At 54.3% G+C, this 24085-nt stretch carries 22 protein-coding genes and 1 tRNA gene; 11 read left to right on the plus strand and 12 right to left on the minus strand.

Going from position 1 to position 24085, the window contains the following annotated elements; translation table 11 throughout:
- Nucleotides 1-11: 11 nt before the first annotated feature.
- Complete coding sequence (locus ACQG1Y_RS20275; protein ID WP_246933373.1) at nt 12-1787, minus strand: S8 family peptidase; 1776 nt, start codon at nt 1785-1787, stop codon at nt 12-14.
- A 558-nt stretch (nt 1788-2345) separates the two neighbouring features.
- Between ACQG1Y_RS20275 and ACQG1Y_RS20280 the strand changes: the two genes are divergently transcribed.
- Complete coding sequence (locus ACQG1Y_RS20280; RefSeq protein ID WP_414234775.1) at nt 2346-3026, plus strand: LuxR C-terminal-related transcriptional regulator; 681 nt, start codon at nt 2346-2348, stop codon at nt 3024-3026.
- Nucleotides 3027-3057: 31 nt separating this feature from the next.
- On the opposite strand, the gene tsaD is transcribed toward ACQG1Y_RS20280, so the two are convergent.
- Entirely contained in the window at nt 3058-4071 is a 1014-nt protein-coding gene (tsaD, locus tag ACQG1Y_RS20285) for a tRNA (adenosine(37)-N6)-threonylcarbamoyltransferase complex transferase subunit TsaD (protein WP_015571911.1), read from the minus strand.
- A gap of 236 nt (nt 4072-4307) precedes the next feature.
- Here tsaD and rpsU point away from each other — a divergent pair, with 236 nt between their 5' ends.
- The 3 genes from rpsU (at nt 4308) to rpoD (ending at nt 8381) form a co-directional block, all read left to right on the plus strand.
- A complete protein-coding gene (gene rpsU, locus ACQG1Y_RS20290) occupies nt 4308-4523 on the plus strand; it encodes a 30S ribosomal protein S21 (RefSeq protein ID WP_001144069.1) in 216 nt (71 codons plus the stop codon).
- 115 nt (nt 4524-4638) lie between these two features.
- The gene (gene dnaG / locus ACQG1Y_RS20295; protein ID WP_003862574.1) at nt 4639-6384 is read left to right on the plus strand and encodes a DNA primase; all 1746 of its coding nucleotides are present in this window, start codon (nt 4639-4641) and stop codon (nt 6382-6384) included.
- Nucleotides 6385-6536: 152 nt separating this feature from the next.
- The gene (gene rpoD / locus ACQG1Y_RS20300) at nt 6537-8381 is read left to right on the plus strand and encodes an RNA polymerase sigma factor RpoD (protein WP_015571912.1); all 1845 of its coding nucleotides are present in this window, start codon (nt 6537-6539) and stop codon (nt 8379-8381) included.
- A gap of 102 nt (nt 8382-8483) precedes the next feature.
- Here rpoD and mug read toward each other — a convergent pair whose 3' ends face one another.
- On the minus strand, nt 8484-8990 hold the full coding sequence (gene mug, locus ACQG1Y_RS20305; protein ID WP_017384024.1) for a G/U mismatch-specific DNA glycosylase: 507 nt from the start codon (nt 8988-8990) through the stop codon (nt 8484-8486).
- 124 nt (nt 8991-9114) lie between these two features.
- On the opposite strand from mug, the gene ACQG1Y_RS20310 reads away from it, so the two are divergent.
- A tRNA-Ile gene (locus ACQG1Y_RS20310) sits at nt 9115-9190 on the plus strand.
- Between the two features lie 208 nt (nt 9191-9398).
- Nucleotides 9399-9971, plus strand: a complete 573-nt coding sequence (locus tag ACQG1Y_RS20315; RefSeq protein WP_063135357.1) for a serine acetyltransferase — start codon at nt 9399-9401, stop codon at nt 9969-9971.
- Between the two features lie 630 nt (nt 9972-10601).
- Here ACQG1Y_RS20315 and ACQG1Y_RS20320 read toward each other — a convergent pair.
- Both ACQG1Y_RS20320 and ACQG1Y_RS20325 read right to left on the minus strand, forming a co-directional pair.
- Nucleotides 10602-11066, minus strand: a complete 465-nt coding sequence (locus ACQG1Y_RS20320; protein ID WP_063135355.1) for a hypothetical protein — start codon at nt 11064-11066, stop codon at nt 10602-10604.
- Nucleotides 11044-11436, minus strand: a complete 393-nt coding sequence (locus ACQG1Y_RS20325; protein ID WP_017692645.1) for a polymorphic toxin type 44 domain-containing protein — start codon at nt 11434-11436, stop codon at nt 11044-11046. Before ACQG1Y_RS20325 ends, ACQG1Y_RS20320 begins: the two co-directional genes overlap by 23 nt.
- 206 nt (nt 11437-11642) lie before the next feature.
- Here ACQG1Y_RS20325 and ACQG1Y_RS20330 point away from each other — a divergent pair, with 206 nt between their 5' ends.
- Both ACQG1Y_RS20330 and ACQG1Y_RS20335 read left to right on the plus strand, forming a co-directional pair.
- A complete protein-coding gene (locus ACQG1Y_RS20330) occupies nt 11643-12134 on the plus strand; it encodes an Hcp family type VI secretion system effector (RefSeq protein ID WP_045327447.1) in 492 nt (163 codons plus the stop codon).
- Nucleotides 12135-12590: 456 nt separating this feature from the next.
- Nucleotides 12591-13760, plus strand: a complete 1170-nt coding sequence (locus tag ACQG1Y_RS20335; RefSeq protein ID WP_426737012.1) for a DNA repair protein — start codon at nt 12591-12593, stop codon at nt 13758-13760.
- Here the strand turns inward: ACQG1Y_RS20335 and ACQG1Y_RS20340 are convergent, their stop codons facing one another.
- Nucleotides 13761-14525 carry a siderophore-interacting protein gene (locus ACQG1Y_RS20340; RefSeq protein ID WP_047365711.1) on the minus strand — a complete coding sequence of 255 codons (765 nt, stop codon included), beginning with the start codon at nt 14523-14525 and terminating at the stop codon, nt 13761-13763. It lies immediately after the preceding gene.
- A 145-nt stretch (nt 14526-14670) separates the two neighbouring features.
- On the opposite strand from ACQG1Y_RS20340, the gene ACQG1Y_RS20345 reads away from it, so the two are divergent.
- Nucleotides 14671-15165: a PadR family transcriptional regulator gene (locus ACQG1Y_RS20345; protein ID WP_015571917.1), complete on the plus strand. Its 495-nt coding sequence runs from the start codon at nt 14671-14673 to the stop codon at nt 15163-15165.
- On the opposite strand, the gene ACQG1Y_RS20350 is transcribed toward ACQG1Y_RS20345, so the two are convergent.
- Both ACQG1Y_RS20350 and ACQG1Y_RS20355 read right to left on the minus strand, forming a co-directional pair.
- A complete protein-coding gene (locus tag ACQG1Y_RS20350) occupies nt 15162-16721 on the minus strand; it encodes a methyl-accepting chemotaxis protein (protein ID WP_023295468.1) in 1560 nt (519 codons plus the stop codon). The two genes, ACQG1Y_RS20345 and ACQG1Y_RS20350, sit on opposite strands and share 4 nt — an antisense overlap.
- A gap of 239 nt (nt 16722-16960) precedes the next feature.
- A complete protein-coding gene (locus tag ACQG1Y_RS20355) occupies nt 16961-18481 on the minus strand; it encodes a methyl-accepting chemotaxis protein (RefSeq protein WP_368740904.1) in 1521 nt (506 codons plus the stop codon).
- Between the two features lie 422 nt (nt 18482-18903).
- Between ACQG1Y_RS20355 and ygjG the strand changes: the two genes are divergently transcribed.
- Nucleotides 18904-20283, plus strand: coding sequence for a putrescine aminotransferase (gene ygjG, locus ACQG1Y_RS20360; RefSeq protein ID WP_032672027.1), 1380 nt, complete (start codon nt 18904-18906; stop codon nt 20281-20283).
- Between the two features lie 85 nt (nt 20284-20368).
- Here ygjG and ACQG1Y_RS20365 read toward each other — a convergent pair whose 3' ends face one another.
- Entirely contained in the window at nt 20369-20971 is a 603-nt protein-coding gene (locus ACQG1Y_RS20365; protein WP_032669129.1) for a helix-turn-helix domain-containing protein, read from the minus strand.
- 42 nt (nt 20972-21013) lie between these two features.
- On the opposite strand from ACQG1Y_RS20365, the gene ACQG1Y_RS20370 reads away from it, so the two are divergent.
- Nucleotides 21014-21703: a B3/B4 domain-containing protein gene (locus ACQG1Y_RS20370; protein WP_032669128.1), complete on the plus strand. Its 690-nt coding sequence runs from the start codon at nt 21014-21016 to the stop codon at nt 21701-21703.
- Between the two features lie 191 nt (nt 21704-21894).
- Here the strand turns inward: ACQG1Y_RS20370 and lsrG are convergent, their stop codons facing one another.
- The 3 genes from lsrG to lsrB are packed head-to-tail and all read right to left on the minus strand — an operon-like array spanning nt 21895 to nt 24085.
- The gene (gene lsrG / locus ACQG1Y_RS20375; protein ID WP_023295476.1) at nt 21895-22188 is read right to left on the minus strand and encodes a (4S)-4-hydroxy-5-phosphonooxypentane-2,3-dione isomerase; all 294 of its coding nucleotides are present in this window, start codon (nt 22186-22188) and stop codon (nt 21895-21897) included.
- The gene (gene lsrF / locus ACQG1Y_RS20380) at nt 22185-23072 is read right to left on the minus strand and encodes a 3-hydroxy-5-phosphonooxypentane-2,4-dione thiolase (protein ID WP_017694299.1); all 888 of its coding nucleotides are present in this window, start codon (nt 23070-23072) and stop codon (nt 22185-22187) included. The genes lsrG and lsrF overlap by 4 nt, the downstream gene beginning before the upstream one ends.
- A gap of 11 nt (nt 23073-23083) precedes the next feature.
- Nucleotides 23084-24085, minus strand: a complete 1002-nt coding sequence (gene lsrB, locus ACQG1Y_RS20385; RefSeq protein WP_368740878.1) for an autoinducer 2 ABC transporter substrate-binding protein LsrB — start codon at nt 24083-24085, stop codon at nt 23084-23086.

Below are 24085 nucleotides of genomic sequence, written 5' to 3' on the forward strand. Positions count from 1 at the left end.
GGCCGTGATTGTTATTTGCAGCTGTTATTGGAAGACCCTTGTTCGCGCCATGCGCCCCACTGGCCGCCAGTTCCCGGCGTTTCTTGCCCCGGGTTGACATACCACTGGTTGAGCCAAACTTTACCGTTGTAAGACACTTTGGTGCATCGGGTTGGATAGGCAATTTTGGCGTTATAGGCCGGTGCCGCAGGATTTACCGGTGTGTCATCTTTTGCCGGGGTGTCATCCTTAGCCGGTACCGCCGGTTTACTGACGGTGATGGTCATGCTGTCCGTCGCGGTTCGCCCATCCGCGCCGGTCGTCGTCAGCGTAAAGGTCGCTTCACCCTCGCTGTTGGCAGGAATGACGGCATAGGCATGCGCGTTGTCCACGCTCTTCACCAGCGTGCCGTTCAGTGTCGCCTCCAGCGAGAAGGTTTCTGCCCCTTTCGTCACACGCCAGTTATACGATTTGGCATTCAGGCTCTTACTGCCGTCCAGCGCGTAGGTGATCACCCCCGTGGTCGGAGAAACCAGAGCGTAATCTGCGCCTGCCACAGCCGTTGGAGCCGGCGCGACAGGCGTGCTACCGTCTTTGAGCGCCATAATACGGGCCACCGCACGCTCCATGTCAGGTTGAGTACCCACTTTTGCCGAATCTCCGTTGGCCAGTGGCGTTCCGGTCTCCGCCAGAATCTGACGCATCTGCCGCGGTGTCACGGTAATACCGTTGGCTTTGGCGATGCCTGACAGGCTGGCTACCACACCCGCAATAATCGGGTTCGAGGAAGAAGTTCCGGCAAACGTCGCGGTATAAGAATCGTTAACGCCGCCATTTTTATAGAGATCGCCATAACCTGTGCTCACTACGTCCCAGCAGCCCCATGCAGAGCTGGTGACGCGCGAACCATAGGTGCTGAACGACGCTTTTTTACCGTCCTTTGCACAAAACGCACCCACCAGGATAGCCCCGGAGTCCCGCACGTTCACGTCAAACTCACCCTGGAAGCCAGGGCTATCCAGGTTGACGTTCCCGTTACCTGCCGCCTCAATAACGTGAACGCCTTTATCCGTCAGCGCTTTAATCACATCGTAATAGGCGGGCTCGGACTCCATTGCCACCCAGCAATCCTTCTGACAACCCGCTGGATAACCGCCCGCTACGTGTACCCCGATCTGCACCACATCGCCAGCTTTTAGCAACGGAATTAAATTATAGAGGTTATTATGCGCTGAGGCCGCGTACCCCAGTCGGCTTTTCCAGCTTATCCCTCGAATACCGGTGCCAATATCTTTCGCTGTCATAATCCCGACGGAAGCGGTGTCATGATCTTGCTTTTCAACATAGGTTGTCTTTCCAGAGCTGAGACTCATTGGCGGTAAGTTGAGGTGGTGGGTATTCCAGGGATAAATCTCCGTTGAAATAATCGTCACCCCTTCACCGGCACTGCCTGCATAGTGATCAACGCTTTCGCGGTTTACGCCCCCCATATAATAACCGGCGCGCTTAACATCAGGAGCTTTAAGATAATCCTGCTTATTGCGAAAATCCGGAACGGCAGCAGACGTTAAATTATTATTTACCGAAGATTTAACCTGCGGCGTAAGGGCGTTTTCATCCAGCGACACCGGTTCGGCCTCCGGATAAACAAACTCAACGTTCTGATTCTGCTCCAGCTCAGTAATAATATGGTTAATGTAGGTTTTATCCTGACGTTTATCTTGCGGTAACGCGATACGCAGATAACGGTCAAAGCCATAGCGTTTATTGAGTTCCGTTAACTCGGATGACTGATTTGAACTCCGCAAATTAGTCGGCCGAAACATATTTGTGGTGATAAGGGAAGGATCATTCAGGGTAATTTTATTGTTTGTCGCTTTTAGCAAACCTGTAGTGGGTTTTAGCTTGAGTACAATTGCTGTGTAGGTCGCATTGTCATGTGCAAACTCATTTTGCACCTGATTTTCTGCCGTAGCGGAAAATGAAATTGCTGCACAAATAAAAAGGGACAAGGTACTTTTTTTCATGGTAATCACGGTTCCTTTGTGAATCGACATTTCTCCTTTTTCAGTATCTGTGATACATGCACCGTGATGAATAAGAACTTCCTAATCTGGGGGAACGATCTTTCTATAATTGAATAAGAAAAATCCATATCTCATTTCTTTATATTTGGCAACACGAGGATACACCTGGATACAAAAGCCGTAAAGATTAAGCATAATGAAATAATCAATATCCGCCGCCGTTAAAAATACTCTCATTGTTACTGCTATTTTACCGCAGCCTGGATTTTAATAACGATATATCTTGCGAGGGATTCCAACCCCGCCATTATCATGTAAGGGTTAATACGACGCATCATTATGGACATTAAAATCGTTATCGCTGAAGAATCCTCGTTGATTCGCCGCGGCTTATCCTCAATGATGCAAGCGCTCTCGTTACCCGCCTCAGGCATGAATAAGAGATGTGTTTTGACCGGTGAAGCAGCCTCTTCCGCAGAACTTCTGTCGCTTCTTGGCCAGCATAACCCCGATATCGTTATCCTCAGCTATTCACTGACAACCAGCTTTAATCGCTCTCCTCTCACGGGTATGGACGGTCTGAAGCTGTTGAGATGGCTCCATCAGACTTATCCTACGCTCAGCATTATCCTGCTCTCGCCCTATGCAAACGCCATATTGATTCGTCAGGCGCTAAAGGAAGGCGTCAGATCGTATTTGTCGCGGGATATCAACGAGAAAACCTTAAGCCAGGCGATTGCTACAGTTCTTAAAGGTGAGATCTATATCGAAAGCCAGCTGGTAAATATGCTTTTTCGTCATGAGATGACAGATATAGAGAAACTCTCGCCGCGGGAAATCGATGTGCTGCGTCTGATATGTAACGGATTAAATTTGAAGGAGATTGCACAACATATGCACCTGAGCATCAAAACAGTCAGTGCGCATAAGATCCGGGCGATGGAAAAGCTGGATGTGCAAAACGACTGCCAGCTTTACTCTCTGATCATCAAGAACCAGATGTTCGACATCAGAATATAAAACTCCCCCGCCGCGACGACGGGAGAGCCGTTCACGCCTCAGGCAGTTCCGCCAGCGGCCAGCGCGGACGCACGGACACGCTCAGGTCAGCCGTTGCGCCGGCGTTCAGACGCACCATCCCGGCGTAGGCGATCATCGCCCCGTTATCGGTACAGAACTCCGGACGCGCATAGAACACTTCCCCGCGACGCTTTTGCATCATCTCAGCAAGCTTCGCGCGCAGCGTGCGGTTAGCGCTGACACCACCGGCCATCACCAGGCGCTTAAAGCCGGTCTGATCCAGCGCGCGCTTGCACTTGATCATCAGCGTATCCACCACCGCGTCTTCGAACGCACGGGCGATATCGGCACGGGTCTGCTCACTGTCGTCATTATTGCGGATAGTATTGGCCGCGAAAGTTTTCAGGCCAGAGAAGCTGAAATCCAGCCCCGGACGGTCGGTCATCGGCCGCGGGAAGACAAAGCGCCCTTCCGTTCCCTGCGACGCCATTTTCGACAGCATCGGGCCACCCGGGTAATCCAGCCCCAGCAGCTTGGCGGTTTTATCGAAGGCTTCACCGGCAGCATCGTCGATCGACTCGCCCAGCAGCGCGTACTTGCCAATGCCCGTTACGCTAATCAGTTGGGTATGCCCACCGGAAACCAGCAGCGCCACAAACGGGAACTCTGGCGGATTGTCTTCCAGCATCGGCGCCAGAAGGTGCCCTTCCATATGGTGAACCGGAATGGCCGGAACATCCCACGCGAAGGCCAGCGAACGCCCTACCGTTGCGCCGACCAGCAGCGCGCCGACCAGGCCCGGCCCTGCGGTATAGGCCACGGCATCAATATCTTTTGCACTCAACCCGGCCTCTTTAAGCGCCGCCTGAATCAGGGGAACCGTTTTACGCACGTGGTCACGAGAGGCCAGTTCAGGCACGACGCCGCCGTAGTCAGCGTGCAATTTCACCTGACTATACAGCTGGTTGGCCAGAAGCCCTTTTTCGTCGTCGTAAATCGCGATGCCGGTTTCATCGCAGGATGTTTCAATACCCAGTACACGCATGACTTGTTTTACCTCGTTTCAATACCGCGCAGTGTAGAGCCTGGGCGGATTGTTGTAAAACTTTGTTCGCCCCAGGAAGAAGCCTCGTGTATACTCCTCACCCTTATTAAAGTCCCTTTCAAAATCGCATCGGTGCTTTACAAAGCAGCAGCATTTGCAGTAAAATTCCGCACCATTTTGAAATAAGCTGGCGTTGATGCCAGCGGCAAACCGAATTTATTAAAGGTGAGAGTTACATGCCGGTAATTAAAGTACGTGAAAACGAGCCGTTCGACGTAGCACTGCGTCGCTTCAAACGTTCATGCGAGAAAGCAGGTGTTCTGGCTGAAGTTCGTCGTCGTGAGTTTTATGAAAAACCAACGACCGAACGTAAGCGCGCTAAAGCTTCCGCTGTGAAACGTCACGCGAAGAAACTGGCTCGCGAAAACGCACGCCGTACTCGTCTGTACTAATCTGTTGAGGGCCACAGCCCTCAATTGACAGACAGAGTTGTAGTCGTAAGGCCGTGCTTCCGGAAGGAATGCGCGGCTTGTTTTCGTTTATAAGTCGCTTAAATTTTTGGGGCATATGGCCGGAAGAATCCCACGCGTTTTCATCAATGACCTGCTTGCCAGAACCGACATCGTCGATCTCATCGACGCGCGGGTGAAGCTAAAAAAGCAGGGCAAGAACTACCATGCGTGCTGTCCGTTCCATAACGAAAAAACCCCCTCTTTCACCGTAAACGGTGAAAAACAGTTCTACCATTGCTTCGGCTGTGGCGCACACGGTAATGCCGTCGATTTTTTGATGAACTACGACAAGCTCGAGTTCGTTGAAACCGTCGAAGAGCTGGCGGCGATGCATAACCTTGAAGTGCCGTATGAAGCAGGCAGTGGGCCAAGTCAGATCGAGCGCCATCAGCGGCAAACGCTGTACCAACTGATGGATGGCCTGAATTCGTTTTACCAACAGTCTCTTAAGCACTCTGCGGCTGAGCCTGCGCGTCAGTATCTGAACAAGCGCGGACTGAGTGACGATGTGATTGCGCGTTTCGCTATTGGTTACGCCCCGCCCGGCTGGGACAACGTGTTAAAGCGTTTTGGCGGCAATAGCGAAGATCGTAAATCCCTCATCGACGCAGGCATGCTGGTCACCAACGACCAGGGACGAAGCTACGACCGCTTCCGTGAGCGGGTGATGTTCCCGATCCGCGACAAGCGTGGCCGGGTGATAGGTTTTGGTGGTCGCGTGCTGGGTGATGCCCTGCCGAAATACCTTAACTCCCCGGAAACCGATATTTTCCATAAGGGCCGCCAGCTTTACGGTCTTTATGAGGCACAGCAGGATAATGCGGAACCTCCGCGTCTTCTGGTCGTCGAAGGCTATATGGATGTTGTTGCGCTGGCGCAGTACGACATTAACTATGCCGTTGCGTCGCTGGGAACGTCCACCACGGCGGACCATATCCAGCTGCTGTTCCGCGTCACCAACAACGTGATTTGCTGTTACGACGGTGACCGCGCTGGACGCGACGCCGCCTGGCGAGCGCTGGAAACCGCGTTGCCGTATATGACCGACGGGCGTCAGCTACGCTTTATGTTCCTGCCCGACGGTGAAGACCCGGATACGCTGGTGCGTAAAGAGGGCAAAGCGGCGTTTGAAGCGCGGATGGAGCAGGCTCAGCCGCTCTCCACGTTTCTGTTTAACAGCCTGATGCCGCAGGTTGATTTGAGTACCCCTGACGGGCGCGCGCAGCTCAGCACGCTGGCGCTGCCGTTAATCAGCCAGGTGCCCGGCGAAACGCTGCGCATCTATCTGCGTCAGGAGTTAGGCAACAAGCTCGGCATTCTGGATGACAGCCAGCTTGAACGTTTAATGCCGAAACAGGCTGAAAACGGCACGGTACGCCCCGCGCCTCAGCTAAAACGCACAACCATGCGTATACTGATAGGGTTGCTGGTGCAAAACCCCGAACTTGCTCCGCAAGTGCCGTCGCTGGCGGGTTTGAACCACGAAAAATTGCCCGGGCTTGGCTTATTTTCAGAATTGGTCAACACTTGTTTGTCTCAGCCAGGTCTGACCACCGGACAACTTTTAGAGCATTATCGCGGCACAAAAGAGGCCGCTACCCTTGAAAAACTGTCGATGTGGGACGATATAGCAGATAAGGATATCGCAGAAAAAACGTTCACCGACTCGCTCAACCATATGTTTGATTCGATGCTTGAGTTGCGCCAGGAAGAGTTGATAGCTCGCGAGCGCACCCATGGCCTGAGCAGCGAAGAACGCCGGGAGCTCTGGATGATTAACCAGGAACTGGCGAAGAAATAAAAAATTTAACGGCTTAAGTGCCGAATATCGATCGGGAAGCCCCCGGCAGCCGCACTGAGAGGCAGCGGCAAAAATATAAGTACGCCCTCGCTTTAAAGGTTGGCAGCCCATCGCCGACACCAATCAAACGAATTAAGTGTGGATACCGTCTTATGGAGCAAAACCCGCAGTCACAGCTGAAACTTCTTGTCCAACGCGGTAAGGAGCAAGGCTATCTGACCTATGCCGAGGTCAATGACCATCTGCCGGAAGATATCGTCGATTCAGATCAGATCGAAGATATCATCCAAATGATCAATGACATGGGCATTCAGGTGATGGAAGAAGCACCGGATGCCGATGATCTGTTGCTGGCTGAAACCTCCAACAACACTGACGAAGATGCGGAAGAAGCTGCTGCACAGGTCCTGTCCAGCGTGGAATCTGAAATCGGGCGTACCACTGACCCGGTCCGTATGTACATGCGCGAAATGGGTACCGTTGAACTGTTGACCCGCGAAGGCGAAATTGACATCGCAAAACGCATCGAAGACGGGATCAACCAGGTTCAGTGCTCTGTTGCCGAATACCCGGAAGCGATTACCTATCTGCTGGAGCAGTACGATCGCGTCGAAGCGGAAGAAGCGCGTCTGTCCGATCTGATCACTGGCTTTGTCGACCCGAACGCTGAAGAAGATATGGCGCCAACCGCCACTCACGTCGGTTCTGAGCTGTCTCAGGAAGAGATGGATGACGACGAAGACGAAGATGAAGAAGAAGAGGACGACAGCAGCGACGATGACAACAGCATCGACCCTGAACTGGCGCGTGAGAAGTTTGCCGAGCTGCGTACCCAGTACGAAGTGACGCGTGACACCATCAAAGCGAAAGGCCGCAGCCATGCCGCCGCTCAGGAAGAGATCCTGAAGCTGTCTGAAGTGTTCAAACAGTTCCGCCTGGTGCCAAAACAGTTCGACTACCTGGTGAACAGCATGCGCGTGATGATGGATCGCGTACGTACCCAGGAACGTATCATCATGAAGCTGTGCGTTGAACAGTGCAAAATGCCGAAGAAGAACTTCATTACCCTCTTCACCGGCAATGAAACCAGCGAAACCTGGTTCAACGCCGCTATCGCGATGAACAAGCCGTGGTCTGAAAAGCTGCACGACGTGAAAGAAGACGTACAGCGCGGCCTGCAAAAACTGCATCAGATTGAAGAAGAGACCGGCCTGACCATCGAGCAGGTGAAAGACATCAACCGTCGTATGTCCATCGGTGAAGCGAAAGCCCGCCGTGCTAAGAAAGAGATGGTTGAAGCGAACTTACGTCTGGTTATCTCTATCGCCAAGAAATACACCAACCGTGGCCTGCAATTCCTGGATCTGATTCAGGAAGGCAACATCGGTCTGATGAAAGCGGTAGATAAGTTTGAATACCGTCGTGGTTACAAGTTCTCCACCTATGCTACCTGGTGGATCCGTCAGGCGATCACCCGCTCTATCGCAGACCAGGCGCGCACCATCCGTATTCCGGTGCATATGATTGAGACCATCAACAAACTCAACCGTATCTCTCGCCAGATGTTGCAGGAGATGGGCCGCGAGCCGACGCCGGAAGAGCTGGCTGAACGCATGCTGATGCCGGAAGACAAGATCCGTAAAGTGCTGAAAATCGCTAAAGAGCCAATCTCCATGGAAACGCCAATCGGTGATGATGAAGATTCGCATCTGGGTGATTTCATCGAGGATACCACCCTCGAGCTGCCGCTGGACTCTGCCACCACCGAGAGCCTGCGTGCCGCTACGCACGACGTGCTGGCTGGCCTGACCGCCCGTGAAGCCAAAGTGCTGCGTATGCGTTTCGGTATCGACATGAACACCGACCACACGCTGGAAGAAGTGGGTAAACAGTTTGACGTTACCCGCGAACGTATCCGTCAGATCGAAGCGAAGGCGCTGCGTAAGCTGCGCCATCCGAGCCGCTCTGAAGTGCTGCGTAGCTTCCTGGACGATTAATCGGTCCTGAAATGAAAAAGCTCCCAATCGGGAGCTTTTTTTTTGTTTATTCCCTCTCCCTGTGGGAGAGGGTCAGGATGAGGGCATCAAGCCGCAGAGGAGCTAAAGCCCCCTCACCACCAGCGCCTCATCCAGTTCCCGATACGCCTCCACCAGCTTGTCCAGCGTCGCCCTGTTCAGCCCGCTCGGGTTCGGCAGCACCCACACCTGCGTTACGCCAATGGTAATGTTCTGCTTACCCCAGCTGGCGCCGCGCTGGCTGAACGCCTGCTCGTAGGCCTGCTTGCCGAGGATCGCCAGCGCCGCGGGCTGATAGTCTTCAATTTTCGCGATCAGCTCACGCCCGCCAGCGCGCAGCTCATGCAGATTCACTTCGCTTGCCTGCACCGTGGGTCGCTCGACCAGCATGGTGATGCCACAGCGCGTATCCAGCAGCTGCTGCTCTTCTTCCGGCTTAAGCTGTTTGTCGGTAAAACCGGCCTGGTGGATCACCTTCCAGAAGCGATTTCCCGGATGAGCAAAGTGAAAACCGGTGTGCGCCGATGACTTACCCGGATTGATACCGCAGAACACCACCCGCAGGCCAGGGGCCAGAATATCGTTGATCATCTCTACTCCTGTCTATGCATCTTAAGGTAAGTATAAAGGATTGATTATGCGTTGTTTATAAAAACAGCAGGCAGGTGTGAATGGCTGGATTGCTGAGGGGAGTTACTTTATAATTCACCGCCACGGCCCCTTAGCTCAGTGGTTAGAGCAGGCGACTCATAATCGCTTGGTCGCTGGTTCAAGTCCAGCAGGGGCCACCAAATTTTAGCTTTACAATCATCCAGTTAAGCCACTCGATTGAGTGGCTTTTTTGTTACTCAATACATGAGTGTCGCACGAAAGTAAGAGAGTCTCCCGCTCATCAAGGTTTTGATAAAGCCCTGTCCACATGACTAATAAGCCAAAAAGTTGCTTTCCATAGACTTTTGACTTTAAATTCCCGCGACAAATGAAAGGGAAAGATAAGTAATGGATAAACAAGCCAGAGCAAATCATTTACGTGAATGCTTACGCCAGGAAGTAATGATGAGTTCTAAGAAGTTTTCGTGGTTCGGGGTGCTGCATAAATCTATCAAATGCCCCAATCGCCGTTTCCACTTCTGGTGGCGCATTGCTTCATACTGGCATCATTCAGACAGTAACTTCCTGAAAAAACGAGCTACTAAGATAAACAGAAACCTCATTTTCAAATATGGAACTGATATTCAGTTGGGCGCACACATCGGACCCGGAATGGTGATTTCCCACCATCAAGGGATAGTGATAAACGGCTCCGCTGTCATCGGACACTCTTTGCGTATCAGGCAGAACATAACGGTTGGCATTACCGGTGCGAATGTCCATAAAGAGCCGATATCCATTGTTATTGGCAACAATGTCAGCATTGGCGCGGGTTCCTGCATCATCGCAGATAAGATTCGCATCGGTGACAACGTTGTAATCGGCGCTATGTCATTTGTGAACAAAGACATTCCCAGCAACACCACTGTCTATAGCGAAAAAACTTTGCATGTCATACCTAACAAATTACATGCAGCATGAAACAGGCACTGCTACACGTTTCAGTTTTTTAAAGTGATTTCCTGCCCCCAAACCCGCGCCAGCTCTCACCGTGCGGGTTTTCCCTGAACTTCTTGCCTCCTATATTTTGATCTTCTTTTTTCTCACAAAGTCTAAAATATCATTAATTATCTGATAGTTACAAATTTCATTAAATACTCCGCAGATCCATAAAAGTGAAAAACACTGAAATTCTTTTCAATCTTTTCAGTTCTGGTTTTCCGCAAAGCCGCCAGCACCGGCGAGGTCTGGCAGTCTGGTTTGTAGAAAAATAAAACTGAAAAAATTTTATGATCCAAAAACCACAGACGGGTGCGGTGTAGTGCGATTTTGGTCTGCGAAAAATTTTTTTGGTCATGCTGTGACGCGCCAGCGCCCTGCTGTGCGCACGATCTGTTTTAAGGGTGGCTCTGAGTGTGCGAAAAGGCTGAACGCGCCAGAGCGCCGCTGATAGCGCGTATCCGCTGCTGAATCGCCTGGCTGATATGGGGCAGACCTTTGCCCGGTGGATGCAGCTGTTTCCCAAAAATCGCACGGGTACGCCGTGAAAACTTACACGCGGCTCATCGGGTCATTGACCCGACCGCAAGGGATTTTTAAATAAATATTTATCTATCGACTAAATTTCCCCTTGTCCCAGCCCTCGCCACGGGCCGTTAAGTCGATTGACGGCGCGGCCGCTATTCCCTCAGCATCATAAAAAAATGCAGACGTAGTAAAGCTGTACACGGTGCCATAAACAGTAAATGAGATATTGTTGCCTATGCCGTCAACTTTCGCGCGGGCGGTATTCGCTGTAAGCGTGGGCGCGATATGTTGTTTTTCGAGAGCCACCAGCGGATCGCCGTCAATCTTACTCGCTAAAAAATAACGATACACTTCCCCGGTGGTCATGTTCGAGCCGTCATACTCAGTAATGTATAACCAGGTCCGGGGCGTGAGCTGGCGAACTTGATATAGCCGATCACTAACAGTTAAACGCTGTATATGTTGGAAATAACAGTACCCCGCGACCGCCAGGGCCATAAGAATAGTGGCGATCCAGTGCAGCGTCCTAAAAGTGATGCTGTTTAACATAGTCGATGCCTTGCTTTATCCAAAATTGGTCAATCGGATCATCACCAAACGGCGGGGTCCCCGTGAAATTACCCCATTCGGGTCTTGATGTGCCGGCTTTCCACTGCGCCGCGCCGGCAGCAATAAGCAAAATCTTTGCAGGGATGCACGCTGCATAACCCACAGCGCCGTAATGGAAATTCCCGAAGTCAGCATAAGCCCGTTTATGTTGTTTGTAATCCCACGGCCCGCCGTTTCTTACTCGCTCATAAAACCACGTATACGTAAGCGGGGCGGCCATATTCTGGACTTCGTGACGCGCCCGCGCGAGCCTTATGTGTTCGCGCAATATCTCTAGCCCGCGGGGTGGATAAATCGGTATACATGCCATCGTTCTTCCTTTCTGCCAGGCAAAAAGGGCAACATAAGAGCAATAACGGTAATGCGTACTGCTGAAGATCAATTTATTAATTTTATTTGCAACATCAATAAGTAACGAAATTAAATAACACGAACCTATAACACAATTTGTATCACCTGCGATCCGTATTTAGTCATTAATGAGGGTTTACCCTCAATGGAAATGGAGTTTTAAAAATGGCTATTCCTGCTTATCTATGGCTTAAGGATGATGGCGGCAACCCGATTAAGGGATCTGTGGATGTTCAAAATAGAGAAGGTAGTATAGAGATCCTCTCTTTTAGTCACGGCTTGTTAGTTCCGACCGATAACAACACCGGCAAGATCACCGGCACGCGCTTACATGCGCCGCTCGTAATTGAAAAAGAGTTTGATAGCTCCAGCCCGTATCTCTACAAAGCGGTAGCCACCGGCCAAACGCTGAAAAGCGCAGAGATCAAGTGGTATAAAATCAACGATGCGGGCCAGGAGGTTGAATATTTCAATATGCTGCTTGAAAACGTCCGGGTAGTCAGCATTAACCCCGTCATGCATAACTGTAAAGAGCCAGCGTTACAGATACACAATCATAATGAGGGAATACAGCTCCGCTATGAACGGATCACCTGGAAGTATTGCGATGGGAACATCCAATACTCGGATGCGTGGAACGAGCGGGTTACAGCGTAAAAAAAGGGCGGTTAATCCGCCCTGTATTGTTTTTAGTGCCAATTCTTTCGCCCCCTCGGTTTGCCAGCACGTAGCCTCCCCTCGATGGCAACACCCCGCGCGATCACCCGGTTCCAGCTCTCCGCACTTCTTATACATTTGGGGTATTTTAATCATGCTTAATGCTGTTAAGCATTTTCTGGCAGTTATTGCGGCGTACCGCTGCCGCTGCACGCCTCCAGAACCCCAAATTTTCGAGTTTCTCGGCTCACGCATTCAAAATTGAACTCTAAGGTCACATTTAACCCCGTGCTCCCCGTTCCAGAAGGAAGATTCAATAACTCTCATTCTTTCACAAACCCTAAAAACTAAAGAAATCCTCCATCGCGCCGATCATCATCCGTGTGTATTATTTCCTGTAGCTTTTACAACAACTAACCTTAACTCAAATACTTAAGCGCCAGAGCGAAAGGCATCATGAGCACACCGATCAAACGGCTAGAAATCATTAAAAATGCCATTGAGCTGGAAGATGACGACATCATCCGGAGCCAGCTGAAACGTCTCAAAGAGGAAGCCTTTGACGATGATCTCCTGTCCATCGTCGCGGCGCTTGAGCAGAAAAACTACACCGCAGCCCTTCGCGCTATCACCGCCTGGCTGCAAAGCCAGCGCGCCGTTACCCCGTGGCGTGACCCACAGCTGGCGGCCAGCAAGCTGGAGCTGAAAGCCCTGGAAGAGCGTCTGCGCGATCTGATTGATCGCCGTAACGCCCGGGTACAGCAGCTAGATGAGTTCAACGATCTCTATTTCTCCCGCCTCGGGCCGTTGATGCAGCAGATCCTCGCCCTGCGTAAAACGCTGGCGGAGCTTAACCTGCGTCGTCAGCAGGCGGAGACGCGTCGTCGGGAAGAGGATTACCGCCGCTGCCAGGACTATATGGCGCAGGCCGTAGAGGTTCTGACAACGCTCACCCGGCGCTGGCGAGATCTGCCTGCGGATTCCGTTCAGGCGGCAGAGGCGCGCAAACATCTTCAGCAGCAAAGCAATCTGATTGCCAACCTGCTGGCCGAAGCAATGGAGCTGGAGACCGGTTTAACGCGTGAAGAAGAGCCGGCACGTCAGGCGCGCGATGAGGCCAACGAAGAGTACAAGAAGTATCGCGAACAGCATCATGATGCCGAAGTTCGCCTGCGTAAAGGCAAGGATCTCTCTGAAGAGGATCGGAACGAGCTGAAGCGGCTCTGGCGTCAGGCGAGCAAGCTATGCCACCCGGATCTGGTTGCCGATGATTTAAAAGAGGAAGCCAACAGGATGATGGTGCGACTCAACCAGGCCAAACAGCGCGGCGACGTGAAGGCCATTCGCTCGCTGGTCGCCCGTCTGCAACAAGGATTCGAACCGATGATGGCAAGCGACAGGCTGAACGACCTGGAACGTATTCGTAAAAAGATGGCGCAGGTGCGTGAGCAAATCGACACCCTGGTGAACGAGCTGGCAGAGCTGGAGAAAGAAGAGTCCTGGCTGCTCGTCTCGTCGCTCAGCAATATGGAAGCCTACTTTGCCCAGCAGGAGAAAGCGCTGAAAGAGGTATGCGCCTCGCTCGAACATCAGGTGAGCGAAGCGCAGCTGGATCCCGCTGCCTGATTATTTGGCGTGCCAGTACGCGCTGGCACGCACCAGCTGCGGGTCAATTGCGTCGCTTTCAAACTGACGGCTCAGGCGTTTCACCACCTTCCCCTCCCCGGTCAGCCAGATAAAGTAATCCTCTTCCGGCACGGCCAGCGCGGCAAGATGGTCGGCCACCGCCTGCTCGTTGTGGCCGATAACCCAGGTGATGTTGAACCCGCTCAGGTGCGCCAGATAGTCCTGATACGCCGCATCGCCCACGGTGACAATGGCGTGGATCGCCGGGCGAACAGGCAGTTTTGCGATGCCTTCTAAACGGCGGCGCAGCGCGGGCATCCCCGACTCGTCGCACACGTACAGCTGCCAGGCGTAATCTTCCGGCACCACCAGCGAACCGCGCGGCCCGCCGATGGTCAGCTTGTCGCCCACCTTAGCCTCCACCGCCCAGTTGCTGGCAATGCCGCCATCATGAACGAAGAAATCGAGCGCCAGCTCATGTTTTTCGTCATCGTACAGCGGGGTATAGTCACGTGCCTGCGGACGCGCGCCGTCGCCCCAGTCGATGCCTTCATCGGTCACCACAGGCGGCACGAAAGTGGTGCCCGGTGCCGGGAAAAAGACTTTGGTATGGTCGTCAAAGCCGCGAGAGCTAAAGCCCTCCAGCGCCTCGCCGCCTAGCACAATGCGCTGAAATCCTGCGCTGACTCGCTCAGTGCGCAGCACGTTCAGCTCACGAAAACGCAGGTCATTGCGGACACGTTGAGGGTAACGGGTAGATGCCATGTTGATGCCCTTCTCAGGTGAATACGATATATCGGAATGAATTCTTAATGATAATGATTGCTATTAACTAAGAAATCAAGATTTTTTAGATTGCATCTGAATATATCTTAGATATAGTTTAGATATATCAAATTAAGGAAAAAACATGCGACACGAACACGACGGCGGCGGACGCCGGCCACGATTTTTTGGCCATGGCGATTTGCGGCTGGTGATCCTGGATATCCTGACCCGCAACGCGAGCCATGGTTACGAACTGATCAAAGAGATCGAAAACCTGACGCAGGGACATTACACGCCTAGCCCTGGCGTGATCTACCCGACGCTGGATTACTTGCAGGATCAGGCGCTTATCACCATTACCGAAGAAGAGAACGGCCGGAAGCGGATTGCGATTAACGCCGCCGGAGAACAGTGGCTGGATGACAACCGGGAACAGCTGGAGCAGATCCAGACGCGTATCAAGGCGCGCTCCGTCGGTTTCCAGCTGCGCAAAAACCCGCAGATGAAGCGGGCGCTGGATAACTTTAAAGCGGTTCTGGACCTGAAGGTTAATCAGGGAGAGCTCAGCGACGCGCAGTTGAAACAGATTATCGGCGTGATTGACCGCGCGGCGCTGGAGATCTCCCAGCTGGATTAAGCCAGCACGCCGTCGCTCACGCGGAACACGCGGACCAGCTCTTTCAGGTGCATGGCCTGTTCGTTAAGGGATGCCGCCGCCGCAACGGACTCCTCCACCAGCGCGGAGTTCTGCTGGGTGGTGGCGTCTATCAGGCCAATCGCGCTGTTGATCTGCGAGATGCCTTCCGTCTGTTCGTGGCTGGCCTGGCGAATCTCACGCAGGATTACGTCCATCTCCTCTACGTTGCCGACCATGCCGTTGATAAGCCCGCTGGCCTTCTCCACAAGGTTCATGCCGTCCTGCGTCTGGCTTGTGGAGCTTTCAATCAGCTGGCGGATCTCACTCGCAGATGTTGCACTTTTCTGCGCGAGCTGGCGTACCTCGCCCGCCACCACCGCAAAGCCACGACCATGCTCACCCGCGCGCGCCGCTTCGACCGCCGCGTTCAGCGCCAGAATATTAGTCTGGAAGGCAATGGCGTCGATCAGGTCGATAATGTCGGACATCCTGTTCGATGTTTCGTTAATCAGGCGCATCTTGCTGGTGACCTGCTTCATCATCTCGCCGTTGTTTTTGACCACAGCAGCCGCATCGGCAGACAGGTTCGTCGCTTCTCCGGTGTGGGACGCGGTGTTCTTCACCGTAGCGGTGATCTGCTCCATCGAGGCGGCCGTTTGTTCAACGGAACTGGCCTGCTCCTCCGTGCGGGCAGCCAGATCCTGGTTTCCCGCGACAATCTGCGCGGCGGCGCTGGAGATGTTTTCCGATCCGGTTTGCACCTGCTGCACAATCTCCAGCAGGCGCGTTTTCATCTCCATCAGTGCGGTGAGTAGCAGTCCGGTTTCATCTTTACCGTGCGAGATAATGCTGCCGGTGAGATCGCCATCGGCAATGGCCTCCGCAAAATTCACCGCGTCGTTCAGCGGTCGGGTAATGGATCGCACAATGAACCAGCCAGTCAGGCTGGCTGCCGCGACGCTGAAAAGCGTAATCAGGACCAGCAGGAGACGATTGGTGCGGAAATCGCCTTCCACCTGCTCGCCCGCACTCTGCATTTCATGGTCCTGGATCGCAATCAGCGCCTGCACTTTCGCTTTATAGGACTGTTGCAGATTCAGGGTGTTGGTCATCATTTCGTTTATCGCGCCCGCACGGTCGTTATTCTGCACGGCCTGCAAAATGCGGTAGCGCGAGTCAAGATATTGCTGGCGTACGCCGTGGATATCGGCCAGCACCTGTTGGGATTTTTTATCCTTGAGAGCGTTGTCCAGCTCGCTCAGGATTGCGGAGATGCGCTCGCTGATCGCCTTCAGACGCTGCTCTGATTGCGCCGTGTACGTTCCCTGTTCGTCCAGCAGCATGAGCTGCTGCGTGCTTATAAATTCCTGGAAGTTGTCGATTAACTGGTTCGCTTTTACCGTCGTTGGATAGTCGCTGGTAAGGATGGTTTGCATTCCATTGTTTGCCCGATTCAGGCTCATCAGAGACAAGCTTGCGCTGACGACCATCAGGACAATAAATAATCCAAACGCCAGAAATAATTTCGTGCCGATCTTTACGTCATGTATGAACATATTTACCCCATCGATGTGATTATTTCTCAGACGATCGCTGTTATCGACAGGAAACACGCTAACTTTATGACTTTGATCGTTTTTTTATTTTTCACTCTCAATAAATCTGGATCGTAACAATTAAAAACCGGGCGCTTTTTTTAGTTACTTAATATTTCATTAACAACATAACTTATTCTGAAAAACAAAAAAGCCGTTTACCCAGGAGGAATAAACGGCTTTATCGAAGCATGCATTTCTTAATGCAGCACGGTAACCGCATCTTCAAGGCGTCCGGCCCGGTGCTTAACCATCGCGGAAATCTGCGCGCTCTCTTCGACCAGGTCAGCATTTTTCTGCGTAATGCTGTCCAGCTCTGCCACAGCACGGGTCAGCTCTGTCAGACCTGTCGCCTGCTCTGAGGTGGCGTGACTGATCTGCGCGATAAGCTGCGTGACGTTTTTCACCTGCTCGACAATATCATCCATAGTACGTCCCGCGGCGTGGACCTGCTCGGCGCCCGACTGCACTTTGCTGGCGCTGGCGTCGATCAGCTTGCGAATATCGTTAGCCGCGTTCGCGCTGCGGCTGGCAAGATGACGCACTTCGCCCGCTACCACCGCAAAGCCTTTCCCCTGCTCGCCTGCGCGTGCCGCCTCAACCGCGGCGTTCAGCGCCAGAATATTGGTCTGGAAGGCGATGTCATTGATAAGCGAGGTAATAGAGCCAATGCGCTGGGTACTGTCGGCAATGTCATCCATGGTTTTCACCACGGTCTGCATCACGGTGCCCCCCTGCGTGGCCGCGCTGCTGGCGGCCATCGATAGCTTGTCGACTTCGGCTGCGGTCTCAGAGTTACTCTGCACCGACGCCGCCATCTGGTTCATTGTTGCCACGGTCTGCTGCACGTTAGCCACGGTCTGGCGCGTGCGGTCGTTGAGATCTTCATTGCCCTGCGCCAGCCTGTCGCTGCCGTCGCGCACGCTCACCACCTGGCTGGAGACGTCGTTGATCAGCCAGCGGCACATCAGCCCCAGCTGTCCGACGGCCCGCAGCGTTAGCCCCAGTTCATCGCTGCGGTTAAGATGCTGCACGCTGTTACGCTCTCCGGTAGCGACCCTGAGCGCCTGCCGTGCGACGTTTTCCACCGGGCGGACAATCTGTTGCTCAAACACCAGGGTGCCAAGCAGCATCACCACGGCTGCCGCCACCAACGAAGCCCAGCCCGCGGCACTGGCAACCAGCGTTGCGGCCATCACCGCGAAAAGTACCGCCATTACGCTACGCACGCGCCAGCGCAGCGGCATCGCCGGTAATTTGCCGAGCCAGCCTTTGCGCACCACCAGCCCTTTATGAATGCGTTTTTTGCAGCGTCCTTCGTTGAGCGCCTTATAAAGCGGCTCCACCGCGGCGACCTCGTCCTGCGTGGCGCGGGTACGAATGGACATATAGCCCGTCATCTGGCCGTTACGCACCATTGGTACCGCATTGGCACGTAACCAATAGTGATCGCCATTTTTACGTCGGTTTTTGACAATCCCGCTCCAGGGTTCGCCCTTTTGCAGCGTGTACCACATGTCGGCAAAAGCCGCTTTCGGCATATCCGGATGACGCACAATGTTGTGCGGTTGCCCGAGCAGCTCCTGGAGCGTAAAGCCGCTCACTTGCACAAAGGTGTCGTTAGTGTGGGTCATGTAGCTGTGGAGGTCGGTGGTCGACATAAGCGTGGTGTCATCGTCCAGCGGATATTCATTCTGGGTGACATAGTCAGGAGAGGACATAGTGAGCATCCCTTGCAGGTTATTTGAATGTTAATTTTGTGGCTTATGTTTTTTCGGCGATAAAAAATTTATCTTTAGTTGTTAAATATGATTGAGATCGCAAATCTCGGTTAAACCGCACTTTTCGTACGTTTTTCTAATTAATTGATTTAAAATACTTTCGGCATGAAACTACCTACAAAGCATGATACCCCGGTGCACACTTAAGGCGCATTCCCTGCCCTGGAGCAGTGCAATTGACGACACCCCATCCCCGGCTCGTTATCCCTTATCCCGTGCGGCGCGCGATGGCATGATTAAATATTGTGCAACTTTGATTTCACCTGGCGTTTATCCCGATTTTTGTTAAGGCATCTGAGGTGGCGTAATCCCTGCAATACTTAACTCAGTATCATGTGATACGCGATCCCCGGGAGCATATTTTGAACAGGTTACCTTCCAGCGCCTCGGCTCTTGCCTGTACCGCGCACGCACTGAATCTCATTGAGAAGCGAACGCTTGATCATGAGGAGATGAAACAACTTAACCGTGAGGTCATTGATTACTTTAAGGAGCATGTGAATCCAGGTTTTCTGGAGTATCGCAAATCTGTTACCGCCGGCGGGGATTACGGAGCCGTAGAGTGGCAAGCGGGCAGTCTGAATACGCTTGTCGACACCCAGGGACAGGAGTTTATCGATTGCCTGGGTGGTTTTGGTATTTTCAACGTGGGGCACCGTAATCCAGTTGTGGTTTCCGCCGTACAGAATCAACTTGCGAAACAACCTCTCCATAGCCAGGAACTGCTCGATCCGCTTCGCGCCATGCTCGCGAAAACGCTGGCAGCCTTAACGCCCGGTAAGCTGAAATACAGCTTCTTCAGCAACAGCGGCACCGAATCGGTCGAAGCGGCGCTCAAGCTCGCTAAGGCGTACCAGTCACCGCGCGGGAAATTTACCTTTATCGCCACCAGCGGCGCGTTCCACGGGAAATCCCTGGGCGCTCTGTCGGCGACCGCTAAATCTACCTTCCGCAAGCCGTTTATGCCGCTGCTGCCGGGCTTCCGCCACGTGCCGTTTGGCGACATCAACGCCATGCGCATCGTGCTGAGTGAATGCCGTAAAACCGGCGACGACGTGGCGGCGGTGATCCTGGAGCCGATTCAGGGTGAAGGCGGCGTGATCCTCCCGCCGCAGGGCTATCTGCCCGCCGTGCGTCAGCTGTGCGATGAGTTTGGCGCGCTGCTGATCTTCGACGAAGTGCAGACCGGGATGGGGCGCACCGGCAAGATGTTCGCCTGCGAGCACGAGAACGTTCAGCCGGACATTCTGTGCCTGGCGAAAGCGCTCGGTGGCGGCGTGATGCCGATTGGCGCAACGGTCGCCACTGAGGAGGTCTTCTCGGTGCTGTTCGATAACCCGTTCTTACATACCACCACCTTTGGCGGTAACCCGCTGGCCTGTGCGGCGGCGCTGGCCACCATCAACGTCCTGCTGGAGCAAAACCTGCCCGCGCAAGCGGAGCAGAAAGGCGACATGCTGCTGGACGGCTTCCGTCAGTTGGGCCGGGAATATCCGGATCTGGTACAGGATGCGCGCGGGAAAGGGATGCTGATGGCGATTGAGTTCGTTGATAACGAAACCGGTTATAGCTTCGCAAGCGAGATGTTCCGCCAGCGGGTACTGGTGGCGGGAACGCTTAACAACTCGAAAACCATCCGCATTGAGCCACCGTTGACGCTTACCATTGAGCAGTGTGAGCAGGTGCTGAAGGCGGCGCGTAAAGCGCTGGCGGCGCTGCGGGTAAGCGTGGAAGAGGCGTAAAAAACGCCGGGTGGCGCTACGCTTACCCGGCCTGCAAAATACTGCATACGTAGGCCCGGTAAGCGTAGCGCCACCGGGCTGCTTTTTATCGGTGGAACTCCGCCACCGTCATGGTGAAGCGAAGTACGGTATCGCCTTCATTGGCATAGCCGTGCGCGGCTTCCGTTTTCGCCACCGCCGACGCGCCAGCATTAACCTGTACCACCGTCTCGTCCACCGTCAGGGTTAACATGCCTTCGTTCACGTGCAGCAGCTCAAAGGTTCCCGCGGGATGTCCCGGAGAGGTGAAAGTCTCTCCCGGATGCATCTCCCACTGCCACAGCTCAATCATGTCCGGGCCTGCGGTGCCTGCCAGCAATCTGGCATAACCGCCCTGTGCGCCCTGCCACAGAACCGGGATCGCCTCTTCCTGAATAATGTGTACCTGCGGCTCGCTGGAGACGTTAACGATGTCTGCCACCGAGACGCCAAGCGCGGCGGCCAGTTTGCACAGAATGGCAATGCTGGGGTTGGCAGCCCCTTTTTCGATCTCCACCAGCATGCCTTTGCTGACGCTGGCGCGGCGGGAAAGCTCGTCCAGCGACAGCTTTTTCTCTTTCCGCCAGCTGCGGATACGGTTCGCCACGGCCAGGCTTACCTGGGCAACATCGGCGCCCGCATCGGTCATTATATTGACTTTATCAGTCATTGGTCACTACCATGGTATAAAACAGTCAATACAGGATTATTTATGTCTCTTCTAACACCGTCAATAGATTCGCGACTTGTCGGGATCGCGCCCGGCTTTCGGGCGCTGAGCATTCTGGTTGAAGCTGCCCCGATTACCCAACCGGGGGTTGCGCCCGCTGCGCTGGCGCAGGCCTGCCAGCAGATGCTCAATGATGATGTGCCCTGGGCAGAAAATCATCTCGCCGCCTGGGATGAGGTGTTTAAAGCCTTTGGTGCAAAACCCAAACGTACGCCCTGCTCGGCCTCGGCCCTGCGCAAGCGCGTGATGAGAGACGGTTCGCTGCCGCCGCTCGACCCGGTGGTGGATATCTATAATGCCATCAGTATCCGTTACGCTATTCCGGTAGGGGGAGAAAATCTGGCGGCTTACTCGGGAGCGCCGCGCCTGACGCTGGCCGACGGCAGCGAGCCGTTTGATACCTTTAAAGAAGGTGAGCCGGTTGTAGAAAATCCGGAGCCAGGCGAAGTTATCTGGCGTGACGATCTCGGCGTCACCTGCCGCCGCTGGAACTGGCGACAGGGGGTACGCACGCGTCTGGACAGCCAGGCGCAATCCATGTGGTTTATTCTCGAAAGCCTGCCGTCGATGCCGCTGGCGGCATTACAGGAAGCTGGCGATGAGCTGGTGAGCAATCTGCAAAAGCTGATGCCGGGCGCGACGGCGCGTATTCAGTTGCTGGAGCTGGCGTGAACAACGCCGGGTGGCGCTTCGCTTACCCGGCCTACAAATACTGCATATGTAGGCCCGGTAAGCGCAGCGCCACCGGGCAAATACCGCACCATCTCGCCCCCGTAGGCCCGGTAAGCACAGCGCCACCGGGCAAACACCGCACCATCTCGCCCCCGTAGGCCCGGTAAGCGCAGCGCCACCGGGCAAAGCCGCTACTCCGGCAACAACCCCACAAAACAGCGTTTTTTGCGCGGCTCTGACATCAGCTCTTCAAGCTTATCCACGCACGCCAGATAGTGTGGCGTTTGCTTATGCGCCAGCACCGCCGCTTCGTCTTTATAGGCTTCGTAGATAAAGAAGCGGGTTTTCACCCGCGGGTCCTGCAAGACATCAAAGCGCAGGTTTCCCGGCTCCTTGATGGCCCCCTCGTGGTTGGCGCGAAATACCTCCAGAAACTCGTCCACCCGCTCGGGTTTAATATTAATCTCCACCAGCGTCACGTTCATTTTGCTTCTCCCTGTTTCTCTTCCTGCCAGAACTGGAACGCCTCCCGGGCGCTCATGTTCTCGTGAACGACTTTCTTCACCGCCTTCAGCATGGCGAGTGGCGCGCTGGACTGGAAGATGTTGCGCCCCATGTCCACGCCGGATGCGCCCTGGTCAATCGCCCGCCAGCACATCTCCAGCGCCTCGTGCTCCGGCAGCTTTTTGCCCCCGGCGATAACAATCGGCACCGGGCAGCTGGCGGTCACTTTTTCAAAGCCCTCGTCCACGTAGTAGGTTTTGACGAACTGCGCTCCCATTTCGGCGGCGATGCGGCTGGCAAGCGAGAAATAGCGCGCGTCACGCGCCATCTCTTTCCCCACGCCCGTCACCGCCAGCGTCGGCATGCCGTAGCGCGCCCCCGCATCCACCAGCTTGATGATGTTGTTGATCGACTGATGCTCAAACGGGCTTCCGATATACACCTGCGCCGCCACCGCGCAGACGTTCAGGCGCAGCGCGTCCTCCATCGCCACCGCCACGCACTCGTTGGACAGCTCGCCCAGAATCGAGTTACCGCCGGAGGCGCGCAGCACCACCGGTTTGTTCGTGGCGGCTGGCACCTGGCTCCTGAGGATGCCGCGGGTGCACATCAGCACGTCGGTTTCACCAAACAGCGGCGCGATGGAGAGATCGATACGCTCAAGGCCGGTGGTCGGCCCCTGAAAGTAGCCGTGGTCAAAGGCCAGCATCACCGTGCGGTTGCTCTGTGGGTTGAAGATGCGCGCAAGCCTCGACTGCATTCCCCAGTCCAGCGAGCCGCAGCCCTTCAGGGTGTACGGCACATTCTGCTGCGGCGTGCCGATGCCAAAATCCTTGCCGTCTTTGATGTCATCTAAATCAGCCATTTGCTCCCCCGTCAGAAATCGTATTTGTTGATGTTCTCTTTGGTGAACACCACCCGCTCCGGCAGCAGCACGATGCCGTTGCCCTTCGCCTCATACTGGTAGCCCTGCACGCTGTTCGGCTCGACCTTCAGCGTCCCGATATCTTTCACGTCGACGCTGTCGCCAGGGTTAAGATCGCCTTTTTTCAGTAAACGATCGGCGACATTGACCGCAATTTTGCCCTGTTGCACCACATCCCACAGGCCGAAGGCTTTCACCGTGCCGCGCTCAACGTACGGGCGCATCACGTTCGGCGTGCTGAAGCCGACAATCGCCACCCCTTCCCGTTTCAGGTTTTCCGCCGCCTGTGCCGCGGCTGGCAGGGCGTTGGCGTCCGGGGCGATGATCGCATCCAGATCCGGATAGGCTTTTAAGATCCCTTCGGCGGTTTGCAGAGATTTGGTGGCGTCGTTATAGCCAAACTGGGTGGTGACGACCTGCCACTGAGGATGATCTTTCTCGATTTTGGCCTTCGCCTCTTTCACCCACTGGTTCTGGTCGGTAACGGTCGTGCTGGAGTAGAAGAACGCCACTTTCGCGTTCGGTTTGGTGACCTGCTTGCCCGCCATGTCCACCAGCAGACCGCCGAGCTGCTCCGGCGTTCCCTGGTTGATGTAGATGCTGCGGCACTCCGGTTTGGTGTCGGAATCCCAGGTCAGGACCTTCACGCCGCGCTGCATCGCGCGCTTCAGTGCCGGGCAGAGGCCGTCCGGCGACACGGCGGAGACGATAATGGCGTTATAGCCCTGGTTGACGAAGTTATTGATCAGCTGCACCTGGCCGGAGACGCTCGGCTCGGTCGGGCCGTCGTAGGTCACGTCCACGCCGAGATCTTTCCCCGCCTCTTTCGCGCCGTTGCCGCCGCTGGTGAAGAATCCCACGCCTACCAGTTTCGGGATAAAGGCAATGCGGTCCGCCGCCTGCGCCGAAGCGAAGCTGAGGGCCATTGCCAGGACGAATAGTTTTGTTTTCAT

The organism is Enterobacter cloacae complex sp. 397G4 (genome assembly GCF_050031515.1).
Lineage (GTDB): Bacteria > Pseudomonadota > Gammaproteobacteria > Enterobacterales > Enterobacteriaceae > Enterobacter > Enterobacter hormaechei_C.

Coding starts and splice junctions, on each gene's coding strand:
- ACQG1Y_RS20280 (WP_414234775.1), top strand. CDS start 2,346: ATGGACATTAAAATCGTTATCGCTGAAGAATCCTCGTTGATTCGCCGC.
- tsaD (WP_015571911.1), bottom strand. CDS start 4,071: ATGCGTGTACTGGGTATTGAAACATCCTGCGATGAAACCGGCATCGCG.
- rpsU (WP_001144069.1), top strand. CDS start 4,308: ATGCCGGTAATTAAAGTACGTGAAAACGAGCCGTTCGACGTAGCACTG.
- dnaG (WP_003862574.1), top strand. CDS start 4,639: ATGGCCGGAAGAATCCCACGCGTTTTCATCAATGACCTGCTTGCCAGA.
- rpoD (WP_015571912.1), top strand. CDS start 6,537: ATGGAGCAAAACCCGCAGTCACAGCTGAAACTTCTTGTCCAACGCGGT.
- mug (WP_017384024.1), bottom strand. CDS start 8,990: ATGATCAACGATATTCTGGCCCCTGGCCTGCGGGTGGTGTTCTGCGGT.
- ACQG1Y_RS20315 (WP_063135357.1), top strand. CDS start 9,399: ATGGATAAACAAGCCAGAGCAAATCATTTACGTGAATGCTTACGCCAG.
- ACQG1Y_RS20320 (WP_063135355.1), bottom strand. CDS start 11,066: ATGTTAAACAGCATCACTTTTAGGACGCTGCACTGGATCGCCACTATT.
- ACQG1Y_RS20325 (WP_017692645.1), bottom strand. CDS start 11,436: ATGGCATGTATACCGATTTATCCACCCCGCGGGCTAGAGATATTGCGC.
- ACQG1Y_RS20330 (WP_045327447.1), top strand. CDS start 11,643: ATGGCTATTCCTGCTTATCTATGGCTTAAGGATGATGGCGGCAACCCG.
- ACQG1Y_RS20335 (WP_426737012.1), top strand. CDS start 12,591: ATGAGCACACCGATCAAACGGCTAGAAATCATTAAAAATGCCATTGAG.
- ACQG1Y_RS20340 (WP_047365711.1), bottom strand. CDS start 14,525: ATGGCATCTACCCGTTACCCTCAACGTGTCCGCAATGACCTGCGTTTT.
- ACQG1Y_RS20345 (WP_015571917.1), top strand. CDS start 14,671: ATGCGACACGAACACGACGGCGGCGGACGCCGGCCACGATTTTTTGGC.
- ACQG1Y_RS20350 (WP_023295468.1), bottom strand. CDS start 16,721: ATGTTCATACATGACGTAAAGATCGGCACGAAATTATTTCTGGCGTTT.
- ACQG1Y_RS20355 (WP_368740904.1), bottom strand. CDS start 18,481: ATGTCCTCTCCTGACTATGTCACCCAGAATGAATATCCGCTGGACGAT.
- ACQG1Y_RS20365 (WP_032669129.1), bottom strand. CDS start 20,971: ATGACTGATAAAGTCAATATAATGACCGATGCGGGCGCCGATGTTGCC.
- ACQG1Y_RS20370 (WP_032669128.1), top strand. CDS start 21,014: ATGTCTCTTCTAACACCGTCAATAGATTCGCGACTTGTCGGGATCGCG.
- lsrG (WP_023295476.1), bottom strand. CDS start 22,188: ATGAACGTGACGCTGGTGGAGATTAATATTAAACCCGAGCGGGTGGAC.
- lsrF (WP_017694299.1), bottom strand. CDS start 23,072: ATGGCTGATTTAGATGACATCAAAGACGGCAAGGATTTTGGCATCGGC.
- lsrB (WP_368740878.1), bottom strand. CDS start 24,085: ATGAAAACAAAACTATTCGTCCTGGCAATGGCCCTCAGCTTCGCTTCG.